This window comes from Sporosarcina sp. FSL K6-3457 (assembly GCF_038007285.1).
In the GTDB taxonomy this organism is placed as follows: domain Bacteria; phylum Bacillota; class Bacilli; order Bacillales_A; family Planococcaceae; genus Sporosarcina.
Genome location: NZ_JBBOWX010000002.1, coordinates 192,194 through 210,721, shown reverse-complemented (window position 1 = coordinate 210,721; position 18,528 = coordinate 192,194). Strand labels below are relative to the sequence as shown.

The window sequence follows — 18,528 nt, the reverse complement described above, 5'->3', positions numbered from 1 at the left end:
CAATCGCTACTTATAAAAAAGTTAAAACTCCCCCCACTATAAAATAGCGAAGGAAGTTCTGTAAGCCTATTAAGAAGCAACCGCAACTTTATTATTGTCTTCATCTTTATTCCTAGACAACCACTGAATTACAACCATTATTGTGAAGAGAACCAAACCGACAATGTCCGTGATTGTTTCTGGATAGATAAGGAGCAATCCCGTACCTACCGCAATGATACGCTCAATCCAATTACATTTCCGGTACCAATAACCAATCATCCCTGCACCAATGGCAATCATCCCAATAATTGCAGTCGCAACGACCCAGACAATTTCTGGAATCGAGGCACCAATCATCAGCATAGCCGGATTGAAGACAAACATATACGGGATGATAAATGCTGCAATCGCAAGCTTCGCTGATGTCACACCCGTTTTAATGGGATCTCCACCTGAAATCCCAGCTGCTGCAAATGCCGCAAGTGCTACTGGCGGTGTAATATCTGCAATAATCCCAAAATAGAACACAAATAGATGCGCAGATATAGCCACGACAAGCGGTACCGCTGCGTCAGGCGTATCTAACATCAATAGCGTAATAATCGCTGGAGCAGCGATTGTCGATGTGATGACATAGTTTGCTGTCGTCGGTGAACCCATTCCCAAGACGATAGCTGCAAGCATCGTAAAGAATAACGTGAGGAAAATATTCCCTCCCGCGGCTGAAATAAGTCCTGTCGCAAGGCTCAGACCTAGGCCAGTCTTTACAACAACCCCTACTATAATACCCGCACAAGCTGTTGCGGCTGCAACGGCAAGCGCTGTGCGAGCGCCGTCAACAAGTGCCTCAATCATGTCTTTCAATCCAAGACGTGTTGACTTGTCAAATGCACTGACGACAATTGTTAATACAATTCCAAGAAGTGCTGCTTTCATTGTTGGAATACCAATTAGTAAGAAGACGATAATCCCAATAATCGGTAATAATAAATAGATTTTCTTTAATGTTTCTTTACGATTAGGAATCTGATCTTCAGACATTCCTTGTAAACCAACGCGCTTCGCTTCAAAATGCGTCATAATCCATACACCCGTGAAATAAAGAAGTGCTGGAATTGCCGCTGCTTTAGCAATTTGCCAATACGTAACACCACCGATGAATTCAACCATCAAGAATGCGGCCGCCCCCATAATTGGTGGCATAATTTGCCCGCCTGTCGAAGCTGCTGCCTCAACACCACCAGCAAATTCTTTTCGATACCCAAGCTTTTTCATCATCGGAATCGTATACGAACCAGAGCCGACAACATTGGCTACCGAGCTACCTGAAATTGTACCTTGTAAAGCACTCGAGAAAATAGCAACCTTTGCAGGTCCCCCTACTAAGCGCCCAGCCAAAACTACTGCAAGATCATTGAAATAAGCTCCAACACCCGTCTTGACTAAGAATGCTCCGAATAACAAGAATACAAAAATAAAGGTTGCAGATACACTAATCGGAGTACCTAAAATCCCATCTGTCGTATAGAACATCAGTTGAACGACACTTTTCAAATCTTGCCCACGATGTGCAAGAAACCCTGGAAAGTAGGGTCCAAAAAATGCATAAGTTAAAAACGATACCGAAATAATTGTAATCGGTAATCCTACCGCACGCCTTGCCGCCTCCAGAGTAAGTAAAATAGCAACAACACCAACAAACATATCTAGTGGCGAAACACGACCAACCCGCATCACAAGTTCGTCAATAAGTAATGGCCAATACAAGCCAACCCCTATTGAAAGAAGCGACAAGATAACATCATAAAAAGGAACTTTATTCCTTTTAACGCCAATTTTCTTTCTCGCGGGGAATAGGATAAAAATAAGCGCCAATGCAAACCCTAAGTGAATCGAGCGTTGAATATAGGCGGTGAAAGGCGTACCAATCGATGTATACAATTGGAATATGGAAAAGGCAAGTAAACCGAAAAAGACGATTTTCTTAAAAATCCCGGTAACATTACGGGTATTCGATTCAGGATCATACTTTTGAAGAATTTCTAATTGTTCTGCTTCTGATAGCATCTTGAATTCTTCGTCTTGTGGTTTGACAACCGTTTCATCATGCTGCTTTGTCTTTTTATCCATTCATATTGACCCCCTTCAGTAGTTGATAGATAGATAGTTTTTTCACACAAAATGTATAGGACTTTCCTCTAACCAATTGTTTCTTTAAATCCAATTCAGCTCCAAGGTATCGAAAAGCTAATTCTGCATCCACATTGCCAATTAACATAACAAATGAGTCAATGACATTATCATCATATGTAAGCGTATAAACACCATCATTCACCGACAGTGTTTCTCCTTCTTCCGCATAACCAGGTAAGCCGATTGCCAGATCTTCATATTGCATCGATACGAGTCGAATTTTTTGGTCCACCGTTAGTTCATAAGATTCAATGACATCTGTTAGATGAATGGAATGGACATACCGAATTTGAAAACTGTCATCACTTTCTACTGGAATATAAAAGAGTTTTGGATGTTCGGTCCGGTGTTCAGTAAACGTAAACGCTTGTTGAACAGGTATAAAACATAATACGGCAATAACAACTAGAATGAGCGGGACTATCACTTTGTATTTCATCCGCCTCTTCCTTCCGTATAATATTCAACTGACCAAAATCAAAGAATGGGACGGCTGAAGCTTAACGCCTCACCGCCCCGCTCAGTTTCTAATTTATTACTTATTCACTTCATCAAAATATTTCTGTGCTCCAGGGTGAACTGGAATTCCGATACCATCAAGTCCAGATTCAGCTTTAATCAATTTCCCTTTAGCATGTTGAAGTTTTGACGCATTATCGTAAATTGCTTTCGTAATTTCATAGCCTAAATCTTCAGGAACCTCATTTTGAATAACGAGCATAGCACCTACAGATACTGCTGGTGTATCCTCAGTCAGTCCATATGTTCCTGCAGGAATTGTTTCTTTTGCGTAATAAGGATATTTTTTGATCAATTCATCAGCTTTTGCATCTTCAACCGGAACGACGAAGACATTTGCAACTGCGTTCAACCCTTCAACAGCACCCGTCGGAGTTCCTGCTGTGATGAATGCAGCATCGATTTGACCAGACTGCAAGCTTTCCTGCGACTCACCAAAATCAAGATTTTGAGGTTTAATATCATCCATTGTCAATCCATGAATTTCAAGAAGTTGCTCTGCGTTTGCGTACGTTCCCGATCCAGGTGCACCAACAGAAATTTTCTTCCCTTTCAAATCAGCATATGTTTTAATAGCGTTCTTCTCAAGCGTAATCAATTGAACAGTTTCAGGATACAATGCACCAATGGCAGACACCCCATCAATGATTTCACCATCAAACATCAATTCACCTTTTGAAGCATAGTAAGCGATATCTGTTTGAACGAATGCAATGTCAGCATCTCCATCATGAAGAGTCGTCATATTTGCAGCCGATGCTTGTGAAACTTCTGCTGTTGTCTTAATTCCCGTAGCTTCTGTGATGTAATCAGCAAATGATCCACCTAATGGGTAGTACGTCCCCTGCGTTCCGCCCGTTAAAATACTTAAAAAATCGTAATCCTCTTTTGTTTTGCCAGATTCAGTACCTTTCCCAGAGCTACCTGAATCTCCAGTACCACATGCCGCTAGTACAAGTACTGCCATTAGCATGATGAATCCGAGCAAACGAAATTTTGTTTTTTTCATTCGATTTCTTCCCCCTTTTTCAAGTTAAAATAGTCTTAACATTCATTTTACCATGAATACAAGCCGTTTAGCTAACATTTTTTCAATTAATCAGTTTCTTGCAATCGTTTTCAAATACTTCAAATAAGAAAAAGCAGCTAGAAAAAGAAATCGTTTCTGCTGCTCGCGACAATATAAGCCTATATTCTATTTAGATTTGTGCACCCTTCACTTTCGTTTCAGGCATTGTTTCATCGGGTGTAATATCTTCAAACGTTTCGCCCGCCTCTTCCAAGTCGCGGGTTCTATGCGCAATGCGCGAAGCCGCACATGCTGCAATACTAGCAACAAGATCATCGAGGAATGTATGGATTCCTCTTCCAGCTTTCGTATCCAGCTCATGAATGATGCCGGTTTTATTTTTATCCAAATGGCCAAATGTCGTCACCGCAATCGAACCGTATGTAAATACAGCACCAAGTGCAATCGTTTCATCCACGCCAAATAGTCCTTCATCCGATTCTACAATTTGTTGCAATGGAGCTGACAACTTCCCTTGCTCTGCCAGTTCATCCAACTCGATGCCAACCAGTATCGCGTGCTGTAGCTCACGCTTCCGTAAAACACCTTCAACCGATTCGATACAGTGAGCCATTTCAAGCCCTTTATTGTACGGTTGCTGCAATTCAAAAACTATTTCCGCAACCGCCTCTATCGTCACCCCACGTCGTTCCAAAGCCTCTCTCGTTGCTGCTGTTACCACTTTTGAATGGACACTCTTTTGCTCATTAAACATCTTTACTCATCCCCTTTAAATTTTCTTACAGACGCAATGTAACCATTATACCTATAGTTAACGATATGTTACACTTTCAATACACATACACTTCTAGGAGGTTTCTCAAAATGAAATACGGAAAAATTGAAGATATCACTATTTATAGTAAAGAATTGGACGAGGATATGCAGCTACTCATCCATTTGCCATATAACTATTCTCCCCTATATAAATACTCAGTACTCATTGCATCAGATGGAAAAGATTACTTCCAATACGGACGAATTGGGCGTGTTGTCGATGAATTAATGGATGCAGATGATATTGAAAATGTCATTGTTGTCGGGGTCCCGTATAAGAGCGTTTCGGAACGTAGACGCATGTATCATCCACAAGGTGATCGCAACGAAGCTTATATTCGCTTCCTTGCTCATGAACTCGTTCCCTATATCGATGCCAATTATCCAACCTATCAAATTGGTACTGGACGTGGATTGATTGGCGATTCGCTAGCAGCGACGGTTTCTCTGCTAACTGCATTAAAATATCCAAATTGCTTCGGCCAAGTCATTCTGCATTCTCCTTTTGTTGATGACGTAGTGCTTGAAGCTGTACAGGCTACACAAGACCCTTCACGCTTCTCCATTTACCATGTCATTGGAAAAGGTGAAACAACAGTGAAAACAACCGTTGACGGTGCCCTCGATTTCCTAACGCCGAATCGTGTATTAAAAGAATTAATTAAAAGTAAAGGGTTTCCGTACTTCTATGAAGAATTTGAAGGAGACCATACTTGGAAGCATTGGCAACCTGATGTCCGCCGCGCGATTCACAAAACGTATAGTTATTAAGTAATTGATTTCAGACAAAAGGAACATTTTGCCGAGCATTCTGGTATAATCAATACTAATAAAAGCCTTTACCAAATCATTCTTACTAGGAGGTAATATTATGAAATACGGCGTTGTTGCATTCCCATCAAAGAAACTTCAAGACCTCGCAAATGCTTATCGGAAAAGATATGACCCGCATTATGCACTGATTACACCGCATATGACAGTTAAAGGTGTATTCGAAGCGAATGATCAAGAAATTGCTGAAGTTGCAAAAGCGATTAAAGAAGTGACAAACAAGCATAGCCCTTTTGAGTTGAACATTTCAAAAGTCAGCACATTTGCCCCTATTACAAATACAATTTACTTTAAAGCAGAACTTAGTGATGATTTAGTCGCTTTACACAAAGATTTGAACTATAATTTCCCTGGTGATGAGCCTGAGTTTGCATTCGTTCCGCACGTGACAATTGCACAAAAACTCACTTCCGGTGAACACGATGATATTATTGGGCAACTGAAAATGGTCGGCGTTGATCATAAAGAAATTATTGACCGCCTCCATCTTCTTTATCAGCTTGAGGACGGCTCTTGGACAGTGTACGAGACATTCCGCCTCGATGAGGATAACTAACAGTTGGTCACAGTAAGAATTGTGACTTCTGACCTTGAGCGGGAAGATGCATTTTCTGTCAGAAGAAAAGTTTTTGTAGAAGAACAAGGCGTTCCACTCAACCTTGAACTAGACGATTACGATAAAGATGCTGCCCATTTCGTTGTCTATTCGATGACTTCACCAATCGGCGCAGGTCGACTACGCGAAACAAGCACAGGTATCGGAAAAGTCGAGCGGGTCTGTGTGTTAGAAGAGTGTCGGGGGCAGCATTTAGGGAATCTCATTATGCATGCACTCGAAGAACATGCAAAAGAGACGGGCATGAATAAAATCATCTTAAATGCCCAAACCTATGCCATTCCTTTCTACGAAAAGTTAGGTTATGTCATTACTTCTCCAGAATTTATGGATGCAGACATCCCACATCGTGCAATGGAAAAGATCATTACTGAATAACAAAAGGTTCGCTATGCTTTTACAAGCACTGCGAACCTTTTTATTCAATTAGACATATGCATTTACCGAAAGGCCCTTACCAACCGCTTGTGAAATCGCGGGGGATAGATTTGCAGGGTTCGGGTAAATAAACCCTTTAGCTGCTAAAGAAGGGGCGGCAACATGAGCAACCTCCATTACTTCCTCATCCTCTTGTTCCTGTTGAAATGCACCATGTGAATCCTCGGAAAACTTGAAATTGAATTTAATTTTGTTCACCCGATTGATATGTGCAAAATTATACGACTCCATATTCATCCGATTGGCGTATTGCTGAGACTGAATTGGTTGAATTGGCAATAGATAACCCATTGTTAACACCCCTTTTCTACTTATTACTATCTATTACTAGTATACCATTATTATCGGTATATAAAACCTAATCTTCACTGAATTCTTTATTGTCTGCCAATCATATTTTGGATGTCTTGAATATTAACAGATTTCCCATCCTTTATTATTGACCGAACAAGCTCATCTTCTGTATGCTGTGGCACTTCTTTTTTTGCTAATTTGCCCACTTTTCGTATAATTTTTCTCACTTGCCGCTCATCACTGAAATCCGCGAATTGGATGGCATTTGCTAACGCAAACACTTCCTCCATCGGGACGCCCGTTTTTGATTCGATTTTCCGGAAAAATGAATCATTCATCTATGATCCCCCCTTCTTATAAGAAACTTTTGCCCACGATAATGAGCAAGATGAAGAGAACAACAATTAGAACAAATGTCGAACCGCCATAGTTATAGCCTCTTCCGCCATCGTATCCACCGCATCCGTATCCGCCTACACAAGGATTGTATCCTCCATACATGAAAAACCCCTCCTTCCCTTCCACATATCCTATGCGGAGAAGAAAGAGAGGTGTGGGGAAAACGTCTAGTTGATCTTTATTCAGCAGAAGACCTCCGCTGAACAAAGATCAAGCCTCCGGCGGATGTCACGGATTTTTTCAGGGGAGCTTAAGAAGGCAGTCTAAGAACGCGACGTCATGTCGCAACGACTGCATGACCTACATCCTGTAGGCCTCTAGCTCGAAAAAATCCGAACGCAATTACGCCAAGGCGTAATTGATCTTTCCTCAGATTTTTCCTTTTGATTTAAAAATAAGCGCGGCTATGAAGCCAAACAAAATAGCAGAACTAATTCCTGAGCTCGTCACTTCAAACATCCCCGTTAACACACCGATGAAGCCGTGTTTTTCAGCTTCAGCCATTGCACCATGGGTTAATGAATTACCAAAAGAAGTAATCGGTATCGTCGCACCAGCACCTGCAAAGTCGATAAAGGGTTCATACAGTCCAAAACCATCTAATACAGATCCCGCAACGACCAATATACACAGTGTATGGGCAGGAGTTAGTTTCGCTACATCAAATAATAGCTGACCTACAACACAAATCAGCCCACCTACAATAAAAGACGTTATAAAAATTGAAATCATTATGCCCACTCATTTCATCGTTAATTCAACTGCATGCGCAATGCATGGAATCGTATCGCCTTGTTGGAACGACATGGGCGACAACAACGCACCTGTCGCAATGAGCAAGACACGCTTATAGTCACCTGCCATCATTTTCCCAATGATTTCAGTGAAATAAATAGCTGCTGAACAGCCCGCCCCACTTGCTCCAGATAAAAACACCGGATCATCACCGTAAAATTCCGCACCTGCATCTCGGAAATTGTCCGTCGCGTCGACTCCTTTATTTCCTATTAATATTTTGTATAATTCAAACCCTGTCTTACCAAGGTCTCCCGTCATAATACAATCGTAATCACTCGCTTTAGTTCCATGCCCGTCAAGATGACGCGTTAATGTATCTGCTGCCGCCGGTGCCATTGCAGCCCCCATATTGAGTGGATCTGTCATACCGAGATCCGTTGCACATCCGATTGTTGCACATGTAATAGAAGGAACTCCTTTTTTATAAGGAGTGACGGCTGCTATACCCGCGGCTGTCACTGTCCACTGAGCCGTTTCAGATTTTTGTGCGCCGTACTCGATGGGATAGCGAAATTGCCGCTCAATTGCATTATGTTGACTTGCCGAACCTGCGACGGCACATGTTGACATGCCTGCCTCTGTTAACAATGCTGCCATCAAAAGCGAGGACACAGATGTCGCACAAGCTGAAAACAAGCCAATGTATGGAATTTCCAATGTTGTGGCACCAAAATTGGACGGTGTCATTTGATTGACAAGATCACCGATTAATAGAAAGTCAGCGTCGCTTGGTACGGAATCTACTTTACTTAACGCAATCATACAGGCATCCTCAATCATTTTTGCATGGGCGTGTTCATTGGTCTTTAGGCCACAACGTTCATCGTTATACACTTTGTCAAACTGATTCGCAAATGGGCTCTTCTTTTCCAGTGGACCTACTGTTACACCCGTTGCAGCAATCGAAGGCATCGTTTTGAATGTCAGTAACCCGCGCGCTACCATGATACGACTCCAAATTTGACAAGAATTGTTTTAACCAATGCAACGGCAAATGCTGAAAAAACACCAAACAGAATAACTGATCCGGCTAATTTAAACATGTTGCCACCTACACCAAGCACATAGCCCTCTGACTTATGCTCGATAGCAGCAGAAATAACTGCATTACCGAAACCAGTTATCGGCACCGCACTGCCCGCTCCCCCGAACTGGCCAATTTTCTTATATTGGCCAAAACCAGTTAATAGCATTGCAAAAAACACCATTGTTGCAACAGTCGGATTGCTTGCTGTCCGTTCTGTGAAATCAAAAAACGTCATATAAAAAAGAGAAACAAATTGACCAATCAAACAGATTGTTCCACCTGTTAGAAATGCAAAAATCACATTACGCAATAAGGGAGTTTTCGGCGAAGTTTGTTGTTCTAATTGTGCATACTTTTTTTCATCCATTAGGTCTCTTCCTTTAAAAGTAGTTTCAGCTTATCAATTTTGTCACCCATGTCTTTTTCATGATCCGAATTGATGAGTTTGTTCGCTTCCATCCATATCTTACTATCGGCTGACACGGTGACATCTAACTCCGGATATAATTGCTCTAGTTTTTTCTTTAGACTCTTTTCGATTTTCTCTTTTTTAAATCTTGAAAATGTTTTAAGCGAGACACCTGTTAACAAGTCATTATCATGAAACACAGTAACTACAGCTGTAAGATGTTTATCTTTCATAAATACTTCTTCAGCTTTCCTAACATCTTCACTTGAATCGTTGTGAATCTGAATGCCATTTTCTGCACATCCTGTTAGCATCACTAGCGCAACTATCACCAGTCCCAGTTTTCGGATATACATCCCCTCCATTTTCTTCACAGTATGCCTTTTCAATCTGAACTTTATTCATAACCGGTTCGTCCGCCCTAACACGACGAACTTCAGCGCATAAAGTATAAAGAATTGAAAGAAGGAGGTGGAATTAATGGGATGTGGAAGAAATGATGATGTGGCGGATGTTCGTCGCCATGATAACTGTATTTGTGAGGTTGTCCGAGCGATTCGACGGATACAGGATATTCGAGATGACCGAGATTGTGACGATTGTAGAACTGACTGCTTCTTAACCCCACTTGGTAGCCTTGTAAGTCCTTCACGACAACGAGCCAATACACGGGTATTCATGCTGATGAACGATGAGGGCGATCCCTTCAAAGCAATGTTCAATCAAAGAAGAAGACGTAATAATTCTAATGAGCAAGGAAATGATTGCGCTAGCTGCTTCTCTGTCTTCTTTAGAGTACAAAATGTATTTGACAACTGCTGTGCAACTTTACAAGTTCTTGAACCACGTGACAGACAGGGTAACAGAGTAAATTTATTCAAACATGGTAAGCTCGATTTTAACGCAATGTGTGAAGTAGAACGCTTTGAAGCGACAGGCTCATGTGTGACGGTCGACTTAAAATGCTTCTGCGCAATTCAATGCGTAAGAGACGTATTCATCGAATGTGACGAGGATTAATTGATTAATTTAAATCAGCAGAAACCCCCTGCTGTTTTAAATTAAGCTTCCGGCGGATGTCACAAATTTTGAAGGGAGTTAATTGCAGGCAGTCTAAGTACGCGACGTCCTGTCGCAATAAAGAGGGATTGAACTACATCCCTCTCCACTGCATACCCGCATCCTGCGGGCGCAATTCGAAATTTGGACGCAATTACGCCAGGGCGCGATTGATTTAGCCTGCAATGCCCAAACTGTCCAACCAATCTATACCGGTTGGACAATTTTTATAATTTTCGAGTCAAACTACTAAAGACAGGACAGAAGTTTCTGCCCTGCCGTCATCTTTAGTCTTCGACAAATGGATCGCCTCGCCAAAGTATTTCATCGATTTTAGCCATTTCTACTGAAACCAATTCCGTTCCATCCTCCCCCATGCCAATAACAACCGTTTCTCCTTCAATCTTTTCAATCGTACCCGTAAGTGTTTCATCAGCTAACACAAACTGTAACGGGCGATAGACCTGCCTGGAAAACGGTGTTCCAAGATACATAATCCTTCTCATTACAGATGGCTCGGCAACTTTCACAGATTCCGCTTGCTCCTGCTCTACTTCCACTTCACTAGCTATCTCCGACTCTTCCCCACTTAGTACGAAAACCGACGTGCTTTCCTCATGCTTAAGAGCAACTTTAATAAAGACGGGTGGCCCCTGAACGAATAATAACGGCTCATTTCGTAAAATGATCAGCACATCCTTTTTTCTTTAGTATATGCGCCCAGTTTATTGATGTTCATAGAAAATAACCTTCAAAAAAAAACGATTTTCATCAGCAATCTACAAATCGCTGATGAAAACCGTTGCAAGACCAAGATATATAATAACACTAATAATATCATTCAATGTCGTGATAAAAGGACCTGATGCGACAGCAGGGTCAATTTTCATTTTATGCATGAGCAGTGGAATGAACGATCCTGAAATTGTTGCGACAAAAATCGAAACAAAAATGGCTGCTCCAACTAACAAGCCAATAAGGAATTCATGCTTCCAAACATAAATGAGCCCAACCACGAATACCGCACAAGTAAATCCTGTCATAAGTCCTGTTCCTGCCTCGCGCAGCAGTAACTTAAATTTACTTTCATCCTCTACATCGCCTGTCGCAATACCGCGTACAGCAACCGCAAGCGCCTGCGTTCCACTATTCCCAGCAGTCCCTGCAATAAGGGGAATAAATGCCGCAAGAAGTGCCACTTTTGAAATGGTTTCTGTAAATAGATCTATTAAATTTGCAGTAAGCATGCCAAGCACAAGCAAAATAATAAGCCATGGCAATCTTTTTTTCATCGCTGAGAATGAATTTTTGTCGAATGTATCCATATTGGAAACCCCGGCAAATTTTGCATAGTCATCAGATGCCTCTTCTTCGAGAACATCGATAATATCATCGACTGTAATAATTCCTAGTATATGTTGTTGAAAATCAACAACTGGTATCGCAAGGAAATTATAATCCTTGATAGTCCGCGCGACTTCTTCTTGATCGTCCGACACTAGTGCGCTAACGACACGCTCACTCATAATGGAACTGATTAGCGTATCCTCATGCGCAATGATCAAATCACGTAGTGACACAACACCCGTTAGTCGATTATCGTCATCCACAACAAAGACATAATAGATGGTTTCTGCTTTTGGCGCTTCATTGCGCAAAATAGTCATTGCGGAACGGACAGTCGAATTTTGTGGAATCGTGACGTATTCCGTCGTCATAATGGAACCAGCTGTATACTCCTCATAATGGAGTAACGCTTTAATTTCTGTGGCTGCCTCCTTGTCCATCAACGTTAAATAACTAACTGCCTGTGATTTATCGAGTTCCTTCAGGACATCTACCGCGTTATCCACGAACATGTACGAAATCATGTCCGCTGCATACGTCGTGTCCATCTCCTGAAGGAACTGTTTGTATTCATTATCATCGATTTCACTTGTCTCAAAAATTTCGGCAAGCTCTTTCGGTGATAAGTAGTGATACATAATTTTACGAAGATCGACGCTAACCTTCTCGTAGAAAATCGCTCGATCATATGGATGAAGGAGTAGGTATTCATCCCGGAATGCTTTTATGTCTTCATTCACAAGCGTCCCTATCAGTTTTTCTTCATCAAAAACAACTTCTTCTTTGTACTCTTCATGTGTTTCCATAGCTACACCTTCCTTTCCAGCGTACATTCCCCTAAATAGGGTATTATAATAGCATACATTCCATACAAAAGGGTGGAGAAAATTATGAAATTCGATATTATTGGAGATATCCACGGGTGTTATGATGAATTCATCACATTAATTCAAAAACTGGGCTACACCATGGATATGGGAATTCCAGTCCACTCAGAAGGCAGACATCTAGCATTTGTGGGAGACGCAATGGATAGAGGTCCTGACTCTTTAAAGATGTTACAACTATTATTCAAGATGCAGGATGCACATGCCCTCTATTATTCCCCGGGAAATCATTGCAATAAACTTTACAGATTTGCTAAAGGTAATCATGTGCAGTTGACACATGGACTGGAAACGACCGTGGCTGAAATCGACGTATTATCGAAAGAACAGCGCAAACAATTCCTGAATAGATATCGCCAGTTTTATGAAGCTTTGTCGTTATACCAAACCTTCAACGCCGGTGAGCTAATCATTGCGCATGCCGGGATTCCCGAGCGACTAATTGGTAGACCTTACTCAGAAAAAGTCCGTGTTTTCGTCCTATATGGCGATATTACGGGCGAAAAGTTACCAGATGGCAAACCTGTCAGGCGCGATTGGGCCAAACAGTACAACGGACAAGCATGCATTGTTTACGGTCACACGCCTGTCCATGAAGCCCGCTTTTTACAGCATACAGTCAATGTCGACACAGGATGTGTCTTTGGCGGCAAGCTAACAGCATTACGCTACCCAGAAATGGAAGTTGTTTCGGTGCCTTCGTTACAGCCATTCCTAGCAGATAAATTCACCGTATTCGACTGATATTTTGCATATCTGCTGGCATATCACTATCGAATTGTATGTCAGCCCCTGTTAGTGGATGCCTAAAACTGAGCGTTGCACAATGCAACGCTTGACGCCCAATCCAATGCTCTGTGCCCCCGTATAAATCATCTCCAGCAAGTGGATAGCCTGCCCATTGTAAATGTACACGAATTTGGTGCGTTCTCCCTGTATGCAGGACTAACGCAATCCTTGTCAGTGCATGTCCCTCTTTTTCAAAATGGTGCTGCACTTCTACATCCGTTCTAGCAAATTGGCCATCCTCACGTACCATTCGTTCGATGATGCTGCCATCTTTTCTACCGATTGGCTGTTCGATAGTAAAACAGTTCTCCTTCACCCAACCTTCAACAATCGCAACATATTGACGATGAAAACCGGAAGACACCATCTGTTCACTGAGTAGATGATGGATATGCCGGTTTTTTGCTATGCAAATCAACCCCGATGTATCTTTGTCGAGACGCGTGACAACATGCACCGTTGCGGGTAGGCCATCACGAACAAATTTACCTGCAACATAATTTGCAACCGTGCCCCCTGGATGATCTCGGGAAGGAATTGTACTTTGCCCTGGCGGCTTATTCAGTATAAGGATGGCTTCATCTTCATAGACAATGTCTAACGGTCCATCTTCTGGATGTAAGCCTTCACTCGGCTGCTCCGGCGGGAAAATAATCGCAACCTCGTCCCCCAGCTGTAAGCGATGCCTCACATTTTGTTCATGACCATTGACCGTTAAATGGCCGCCTTCATATTTTGTCGCAGTCAATGTTCTTTTCGAAATGCCTTTCGAATGAAGAAATTCCCGCAGTAACATTCCTTCTTCATCCACTAAAAATACGAGACGAAAACGCAAATCTTTCTTCATCACATCAAATATCACTGTCGATAAAGGAATCATGCACCCGTTTCCAAAACGGAAATTGACGGAATCTTGCAAAGCGTACTCTTTCCTTTGCGACAACATACTCAATCGACTTGACGTCCTTATGGAGCAACTGCAAATGATCAATCGTCAACATAAAATCTGGCCCTTTGACAGGCTTTAAAATACATTTATGATGATCAGGTAACACCAGTGGTGCACCTAGCGTTCGGAAAACCCGGTTATTAATGGAAGCCATCTCCGCCAATTGCATAGCCGGAAGCGAAGGATGGATGATCGCTCCCCCAAGTGCCTTATTATACGCAGTCGATCCAGATGGCGTTGACATACATAAACCATCCCCTCTAAAGCGTTCAAAATGTTCGCCATTGAGTTCAACATCCACGACAAACGTCACTTCAGATGATTTAATCGTAGATTCATTCAACGCAAGATACGTTGCACTTTTATCCAAATTACGGTAATTAATTGTTACTTCAAGGAGTGGATATTCAATCACTTCAAATTCTGTACGCGCAATGGAAATGACGAGCTTTTCCATCTCTTCTGGCTTCCAATCCGCGTAAAAACCTAGATGTCCCGTATGAATACCAACAAAAGCAGTATCTTGCAAACGGTGCTGATATTTATGAAACGCATGTAGTAAAGTACCATCGCCGCCAATCGACAGGACAATTTCAGGTTCTTCCTCATCAAAAACAAGTCCGAAACTAATCAAATAACCTTTTGCTTCTTCCATTAGCCGGTTCGATAACTCATCATTTCGTGATTGGATAGCAAATTTCATGTTCTTCACCGCTTTCTTCGATCCTTTTGGTCGTAGCTTCTCGTAGCTGTTTCTTTAAAGGCACTGAAATATTGTTGTGCATCTTGGATTTCATCACGAATTTGCGACATCTCTTCATCCAATTGAAAGGCTGCTTCTGCTGCTCTTTCAAGACGCAATCTAATTTCGTTCGGCATTTCACCCTCATATTTATAATTCAAGGAATGCTCGATTGAAGCCCAAAAATTCATCGCCAATGTGCGGATCTGGATTTCTGCCAAAATCGTTTTCTCCCCATGAATAGTCTGAACGGGGTACTTGATAATCATATGATAGGATCGATAGCCGCTCGGTTTTTTATGCGATATATAATCACGTTCTTCAACGATTTCAAGATCTTTTCGCTGGCGTAGCGTTTCAACAACCGTGCCAATGTCGTCGACAAATTGACACATCATGCGAAGTCCCGCAATATCGGGCAATTCCGTAGCCAATTCTGCCGACGGTTCAAAGGGAATCCCTTTTTCAAGTGTTCGATCGTAAATACTCGCGAGCGGCTTCACTCTGCCTGTCACAAATTCAACAGGCGTATGTACGTCTTCCAAATCATATTGATTGCGTAGCCCTTTAAATTTCACCTTTAATTCATCTACTGCTTGTTTATAAGGTTCAAGAAATTGACTCCATTGCCTCATCTGGACCCCTCCCAGCTGTTAGTCTACTTGATCAATTGCGCCTCGGCGTAATTGCGAATCGAACAGCAAAGGGTTCGATTTGCCATATTTCTGCGTTTTTTGCAGAAATTAAGGCACTTGGATAAGCGAAATTGACTCCCTTCAAAATCTGTGACATCCGCCGGAGGCTTTAACTGAATCCGGCTGGGGTTTGAACCCCAGCCGGATTCAGTTAAGTATGTCTTGGAATGCTTGCTCGACTGCTGAAGAGAATGCTTCCCCGTAGTTATCATTTCCCTCAATATTATAAATAAGCATCGTTAGCTCATCTTTAAATCCAGGTAACGCCATTATCTCATCTTTCCATACCAGTACCGGATCCACATCCGACTTCAACACATCCACCATAAGTGGCCACGCTGCCCGTGTAAAATGGAGATGACGATAGCCCTCTTCTACTTCTAACAAATACACAAATGATAAGTCTTCAGAATCCGTAATCATCTTGCCAGATGGAACGCCCTGTGGCTGGTCAGCCGTTTCGTCCAATAAAAAGCGGATTTCTCCTCCGTCTCGGATTCCGCTGTTAATTTGATGTTGAATGCTCACAATTTCTTCTTCCCTTCATATGTCATTATGTTCAGTTTACCATATGGAGCGCGGCCTTGCAGTTTCGAAAATGCGTTTTCTTTGTACTATTGGTATACTACTTAGTAGAGTGCTATTTCGTAAACTTAGAGCCTGATGGCAGAAAGGAAAGATCATAATGGATACACGTGCGATTCGTACACTAATGGAAATCAATGCCTTGCAATCTTTTGGCTCTGTTCAACCGAATGCCGGACAGGATTCTTCGACCTCAGTATTTCAAATGATGTTAGATGAATTGGGAGGCCAATCGTCTGTAACAGACTCCTTATCTTCCGTTTCTTCATCATTACTCAATCATGTAAATCAAACCGAAAGCCTACGCTATGCAGGAAGTAATCGTGTTTTTGAGCCTTCCACATTAGCTGCAATACTTCGTACATCACAACAAGCACCTATTTCATTTGGATCTAGCCCTATTGATAATGGCCAATATAGCGACATCGTCAAGCAAGCAGCAGAGAAATTTGGTCTACCCGAAAACTTAATCGCTGCTGTCATTAAACAAGAATCGAACTTCAACAATAGCGTTGTCAGCCGCTCAGGCGCTGAAGGACTTATGCAACTCATGCCGGGCACAGCAAAATTCCTCGGTGTAACAGACAGTTTCGATCCCGTCCAAAACATCATGGGTGGAGCCAAATATTTAAAACAAATGCTCAATCAGTTCGACGGTAATACTGAACTAGCCTTAGCTGCATACAATGCCGGTCCCGGAAATGTGAAGAAGCATGGTGGTATTCCTCCTTTCAAAGAAACCGAGCAGTATGTGCAAAAAGTACTGAATTACGCTAGGATTTAGCAGGTGTCTAACTGAGGTGGGGATCACTTGTAAGCGATTTGTTTGAGAAAGTTGCGCCAGGTTGGTAGAATATCAGTACAGTCAGAGCAAAGGAGATTGACATTATGATGCGAAAACCTTTGATCCCTTATGAGGAGATCGGTGCTGAAAAGTTGTCGGAACTTATCGACTTATTTTACACTAAAGTGGCTGTCCATCCAGACCTATACCCTATTTTCCCGGGTGACTGGGCGGAAACGGCACGAAAACAAAAACAATTTCAAACACAATATTTAGGCGGACCCAATTTATATACAGACGAACACGGTCACCCAATGATGAAAGCTCGTCATAACCCCTTCCCAATCACACCCGTTCGCGCAGAAGCATGGCTTTCTTGCATGGCCGAAGCAATGGATGAAGTCGGACTTGAAGGAAGCTTACGAGACATGTACTATAAGCGTCTTGTCTTAACTGCAAACCATATGGTGAACAGGAGCGAGGAGGATCACCTGTGAACCGACAAACAGTAATGGAAAATTCGATGGTCCCTTCTACATGTGCAAGACCCATCGAATTATATGTCTTCATTGACCCTTTGTGTGAGGATTGCTGGTCTCTCCAGCCTCTTCTTCGCAAGTTACAACTAGAGTATGATCGCTATTTCACACTTCGAATTGCATTGCGTACATCATTACCATCGATGAACCTGCCATGTATACAGAAAAACGAGGATGCACTAGCCTGCGACAAAGTGCATCCAACTTACCCTATCATCGCAGTGAAAGCAGCGGAATTCCAAGGAAAGCGTGCTGGCTTACGCTTCCTGTCAAAGGTATTTGAATACTCTTTCTTAAAATCCCGAAATGTCTCCTCCTTTTCAGTACTCGTTGAAATTGCTGAAAAGTTAGAGCTCGATGTCGATGAATTCATTCGCGACTTTTCTTCCAAAAATGTCTTGCGTTCTTTACAAGTTGATGTCTATATGGCAAAAGAAATGGAAGTCGATAAAGCTGCTACCTTTGTTTTTTTCAATGGCAATATTGAAGATGAAGGACTAAAAGTAAGCGGCTTATACGAATACGAAGTATACGAACAAATTTTAGAGGAATTAGTCGGTATGACCATCATCCCTGACATTCCACCACCACTAGAAGATTTGTTCCAACGTTTCGATGTACTAGCTACAAATGAAATCGCAGATATTTACAATATCTCCGAAAAATCAGCCGAACGCGAATTAAAAAAACGACTCCTTCAACAATATATTGAACGAATCACTTTCCAAGACACGACCCTCTGGCGCAAAAAACAACTATAACGAACAAGAACCACTCCATTTCCCGGTAGTTAGCCGGCG

25 protein-coding genes are annotated in these 18,528 nt (G+C 42.1%); 8 read left to right on the top strand and 17 right to left on the bottom strand.

What is annotated here, in order from left to right:
* Positions 1-69: 69 nt before the first annotated feature.
* The 4 genes from N1I80_RS22980 to N1I80_RS22965 all read right to left on the bottom strand — a co-directional run bounded on the left by N1I80_RS22980 (position 70) and on the right by N1I80_RS22965 (position 4,478).
* Positions 70-2,049, bottom strand: a complete 1,980-nt coding sequence (locus N1I80_RS22980) for a TRAP transporter permease (RefSeq protein WP_445683723.1) — start codon at positions 2,047-2,049, stop codon at positions 70-72.
* A gap of 55 nt (positions 2,050-2,104) precedes the next feature.
* Positions 2,105-2,614, bottom strand: a complete 510-nt coding sequence (locus N1I80_RS22975) for a DUF1850 domain-containing protein (RefSeq protein ID WP_340740299.1) — start codon at positions 2,612-2,614, stop codon at positions 2,105-2,107.
* Positions 2,615-2,710: 96 nt separating this feature from the next.
* Positions 2,711-3,703 carry a TAXI family TRAP transporter solute-binding subunit gene (locus tag N1I80_RS22970; protein ID WP_340740298.1) on the bottom strand — a complete coding sequence of 331 codons (993 nt, stop codon included), beginning with the start codon at positions 3,701-3,703 and terminating at the stop codon, positions 2,711-2,713.
* A gap of 190 nt (positions 3,704-3,893) precedes the next feature.
* Positions 3,894-4,478, bottom strand: coding sequence for a phosphatidylglycerophosphatase A family protein (locus tag N1I80_RS22965; protein WP_340740297.1), 585 nt, complete (start codon positions 4,476-4,478; stop codon positions 3,894-3,896).
* Between the two features lie 110 nt (positions 4,479-4,588).
* On the opposite strand from N1I80_RS22965, the gene N1I80_RS22960 reads away from it, so the two are divergent.
* From N1I80_RS22960 to N1I80_RS22950, 3 genes are all read left to right on the top strand, one after another.
* A complete protein-coding gene (locus N1I80_RS22960; protein ID WP_340740296.1) occupies positions 4,589-5,311 on the top strand; it encodes an esterase family protein in 723 nt (240 codons plus the stop codon).
* 100 nt (positions 5,312-5,411) lie between these two features.
* Entirely contained in the window at positions 5,412-5,927 is a 516-nt protein-coding gene (locus N1I80_RS22955; protein ID WP_340740295.1) for a YjcG family protein, read from the top strand.
* A 3-nt stretch (positions 5,928-5,930) separates the two neighbouring features.
* Positions 5,931-6,365 carry a GNAT family N-acetyltransferase gene (locus N1I80_RS22950; RefSeq protein ID WP_340740294.1) on the top strand — a complete coding sequence of 145 codons (435 nt, stop codon included), beginning with the start codon at positions 5,931-5,933 and terminating at the stop codon, positions 6,363-6,365.
* Positions 6,366-6,413: 48 nt separating this feature from the next.
* On the opposite strand, the gene N1I80_RS22945 is transcribed toward N1I80_RS22950, so the two are convergent.
* The 7 genes from N1I80_RS22945 to N1I80_RS22915 form a co-directional block, all read right to left on the bottom strand.
* Positions 6,414-6,716, bottom strand: coding sequence for a hypothetical protein (locus N1I80_RS22945; protein ID WP_340740293.1), 303 nt, complete (start codon positions 6,714-6,716; stop codon positions 6,414-6,416).
* 86 nt (positions 6,717-6,802) lie between these two features.
* Complete coding sequence (locus N1I80_RS22940) at positions 6,803-7,057, bottom strand: stage VI sporulation protein F (protein WP_340740292.1); 255 nt, start codon at positions 7,055-7,057, stop codon at positions 6,803-6,805.
* Positions 7,058-7,073: 16 nt separating this feature from the next.
* Entirely contained in the window at positions 7,074-7,220 is a 147-nt protein-coding gene (locus tag N1I80_RS22935) for a YjcZ family sporulation protein (RefSeq protein ID WP_340740291.1), read from the bottom strand.
* 267 nt (positions 7,221-7,487) lie between these two features.
* A complete protein-coding gene (gene spoVAE, locus N1I80_RS22930) occupies positions 7,488-7,850 on the bottom strand; it encodes a stage V sporulation protein AE (protein ID WP_340740290.1) in 363 nt (120 codons plus the stop codon).
* A 9-nt stretch (positions 7,851-7,859) separates the two neighbouring features.
* On the bottom strand, positions 7,860-8,861 hold the full coding sequence (locus N1I80_RS22925; protein ID WP_340740289.1) for a stage V sporulation protein AD: 1,002 nt from the start codon (positions 8,859-8,861) through the stop codon (positions 7,860-7,862).
* Positions 8,855-9,310, bottom strand: coding sequence for a stage V sporulation protein AC (spoVAC, locus tag N1I80_RS22920; protein ID WP_340740288.1), 456 nt, complete (start codon positions 9,308-9,310; stop codon positions 8,855-8,857). Before spoVAC ends, N1I80_RS22925 begins: the two co-directional genes overlap by 7 nt.
* Positions 9,310-9,726: a hypothetical protein gene (locus tag N1I80_RS22915; protein WP_340740287.1), complete on the bottom strand. Its 417-nt coding sequence runs from the start codon at positions 9,724-9,726 to the stop codon at positions 9,310-9,312. Before N1I80_RS22915 ends, spoVAC begins: the two co-directional genes overlap by 1 nt.
* 106 nt (positions 9,727-9,832) lie before the next feature.
* On the opposite strand from N1I80_RS22915, the gene N1I80_RS22910 reads away from it, so the two are divergent.
* On the top strand, positions 9,833-10,372 hold the full coding sequence (locus N1I80_RS22910; RefSeq protein ID WP_340740286.1) for a CotY/CotZ family spore coat protein: 540 nt from the start codon (positions 9,833-9,835) through the stop codon (positions 10,370-10,372).
* A 326-nt stretch (positions 10,373-10,698) separates the two neighbouring features.
* On the opposite strand, the gene N1I80_RS22905 is transcribed toward N1I80_RS22910, so the two are convergent.
* A complete protein-coding gene (locus N1I80_RS22905; RefSeq protein ID WP_340740285.1) occupies positions 10,699-11,106 on the bottom strand; it encodes a hypothetical protein in 408 nt (135 codons plus the stop codon).
* A gap of 84 nt (positions 11,107-11,190) precedes the next feature.
* Complete coding sequence (gene mgtE / locus N1I80_RS22900) at positions 11,191-12,564, bottom strand: magnesium transporter (protein WP_340740284.1); 1,374 nt, start codon at positions 12,562-12,564, stop codon at positions 11,191-11,193.
* Positions 12,565-12,648: 84 nt separating this feature from the next.
* On the opposite strand from mgtE, the gene prpE reads away from it, so the two are divergent.
* Positions 12,649-13,389, top strand: coding sequence for a bis(5'-nucleosyl)-tetraphosphatase PrpE (gene prpE / locus N1I80_RS22895; protein ID WP_340740283.1), 741 nt, complete (start codon positions 12,649-12,651; stop codon positions 13,387-13,389).
* Here the strand turns inward: prpE and N1I80_RS22890 are convergent.
* The 4 genes from N1I80_RS22890 to N1I80_RS22875 all read right to left on the bottom strand — a co-directional run bounded on the left by N1I80_RS22890 (position 13,373) and on the right by N1I80_RS22875 (position 16,348).
* A complete protein-coding gene (locus N1I80_RS22890; protein ID WP_340740282.1) occupies positions 13,373-14,314 on the bottom strand; it encodes an RluA family pseudouridine synthase in 942 nt (313 codons plus the stop codon). The genes prpE and N1I80_RS22890 overlap by 17 nt on opposite strands.
* Positions 14,286-15,086 carry an NAD kinase gene (locus tag N1I80_RS22885; RefSeq protein WP_340740281.1) on the bottom strand — a complete coding sequence of 267 codons (801 nt, stop codon included), beginning with the start codon at positions 15,084-15,086 and terminating at the stop codon, positions 14,286-14,288. The genes N1I80_RS22890 and N1I80_RS22885 overlap by 29 nt, the downstream gene beginning before the upstream one ends.
* A 5-nt stretch (positions 15,087-15,091) precedes the next feature.
* On the bottom strand, positions 15,092-15,760 hold the full coding sequence (locus N1I80_RS22880; protein ID WP_340740280.1) for a GTP pyrophosphokinase: 669 nt from the start codon (positions 15,758-15,760) through the stop codon (positions 15,092-15,094).
* A gap of 207 nt (positions 15,761-15,967) precedes the next feature.
* The gene (locus N1I80_RS22875; protein WP_340740279.1) at positions 15,968-16,348 is read right to left on the bottom strand and encodes a UPF0738 family protein; all 381 of its coding nucleotides are present in this window, start codon (positions 16,346-16,348) and stop codon (positions 15,968-15,970) included.
* A 157-nt stretch (positions 16,349-16,505) separates the two neighbouring features.
* Between N1I80_RS22875 and N1I80_RS22870 the strand changes: the two genes are divergently transcribed.
* The 3 genes from N1I80_RS22870 (at position 16,506) to N1I80_RS22860 (ending at position 18,489) form a co-directional block, all read left to right on the top strand.
* Positions 16,506-17,189: a lytic transglycosylase domain-containing protein gene (locus tag N1I80_RS22870; protein ID WP_340740278.1), complete on the top strand. Its 684-nt coding sequence runs from the start codon at positions 16,506-16,508 to the stop codon at positions 17,187-17,189.
* A 104-nt stretch (positions 17,190-17,293) separates the two neighbouring features.
* Positions 17,294-17,686: a globin domain-containing protein gene (locus N1I80_RS22865; RefSeq protein ID WP_340740277.1), complete on the top strand. Its 393-nt coding sequence runs from the start codon at positions 17,294-17,296 to the stop codon at positions 17,684-17,686.
* A complete protein-coding gene (locus tag N1I80_RS22860; protein WP_340740276.1) occupies positions 17,683-18,489 on the top strand; it encodes a DsbA family protein in 807 nt (268 codons plus the stop codon). The genes N1I80_RS22865 and N1I80_RS22860 overlap by 4 nt, the downstream gene beginning before the upstream one ends.
* The last annotated feature ends 39 nt before the right edge of the window (positions 18,490-18,528 follow it).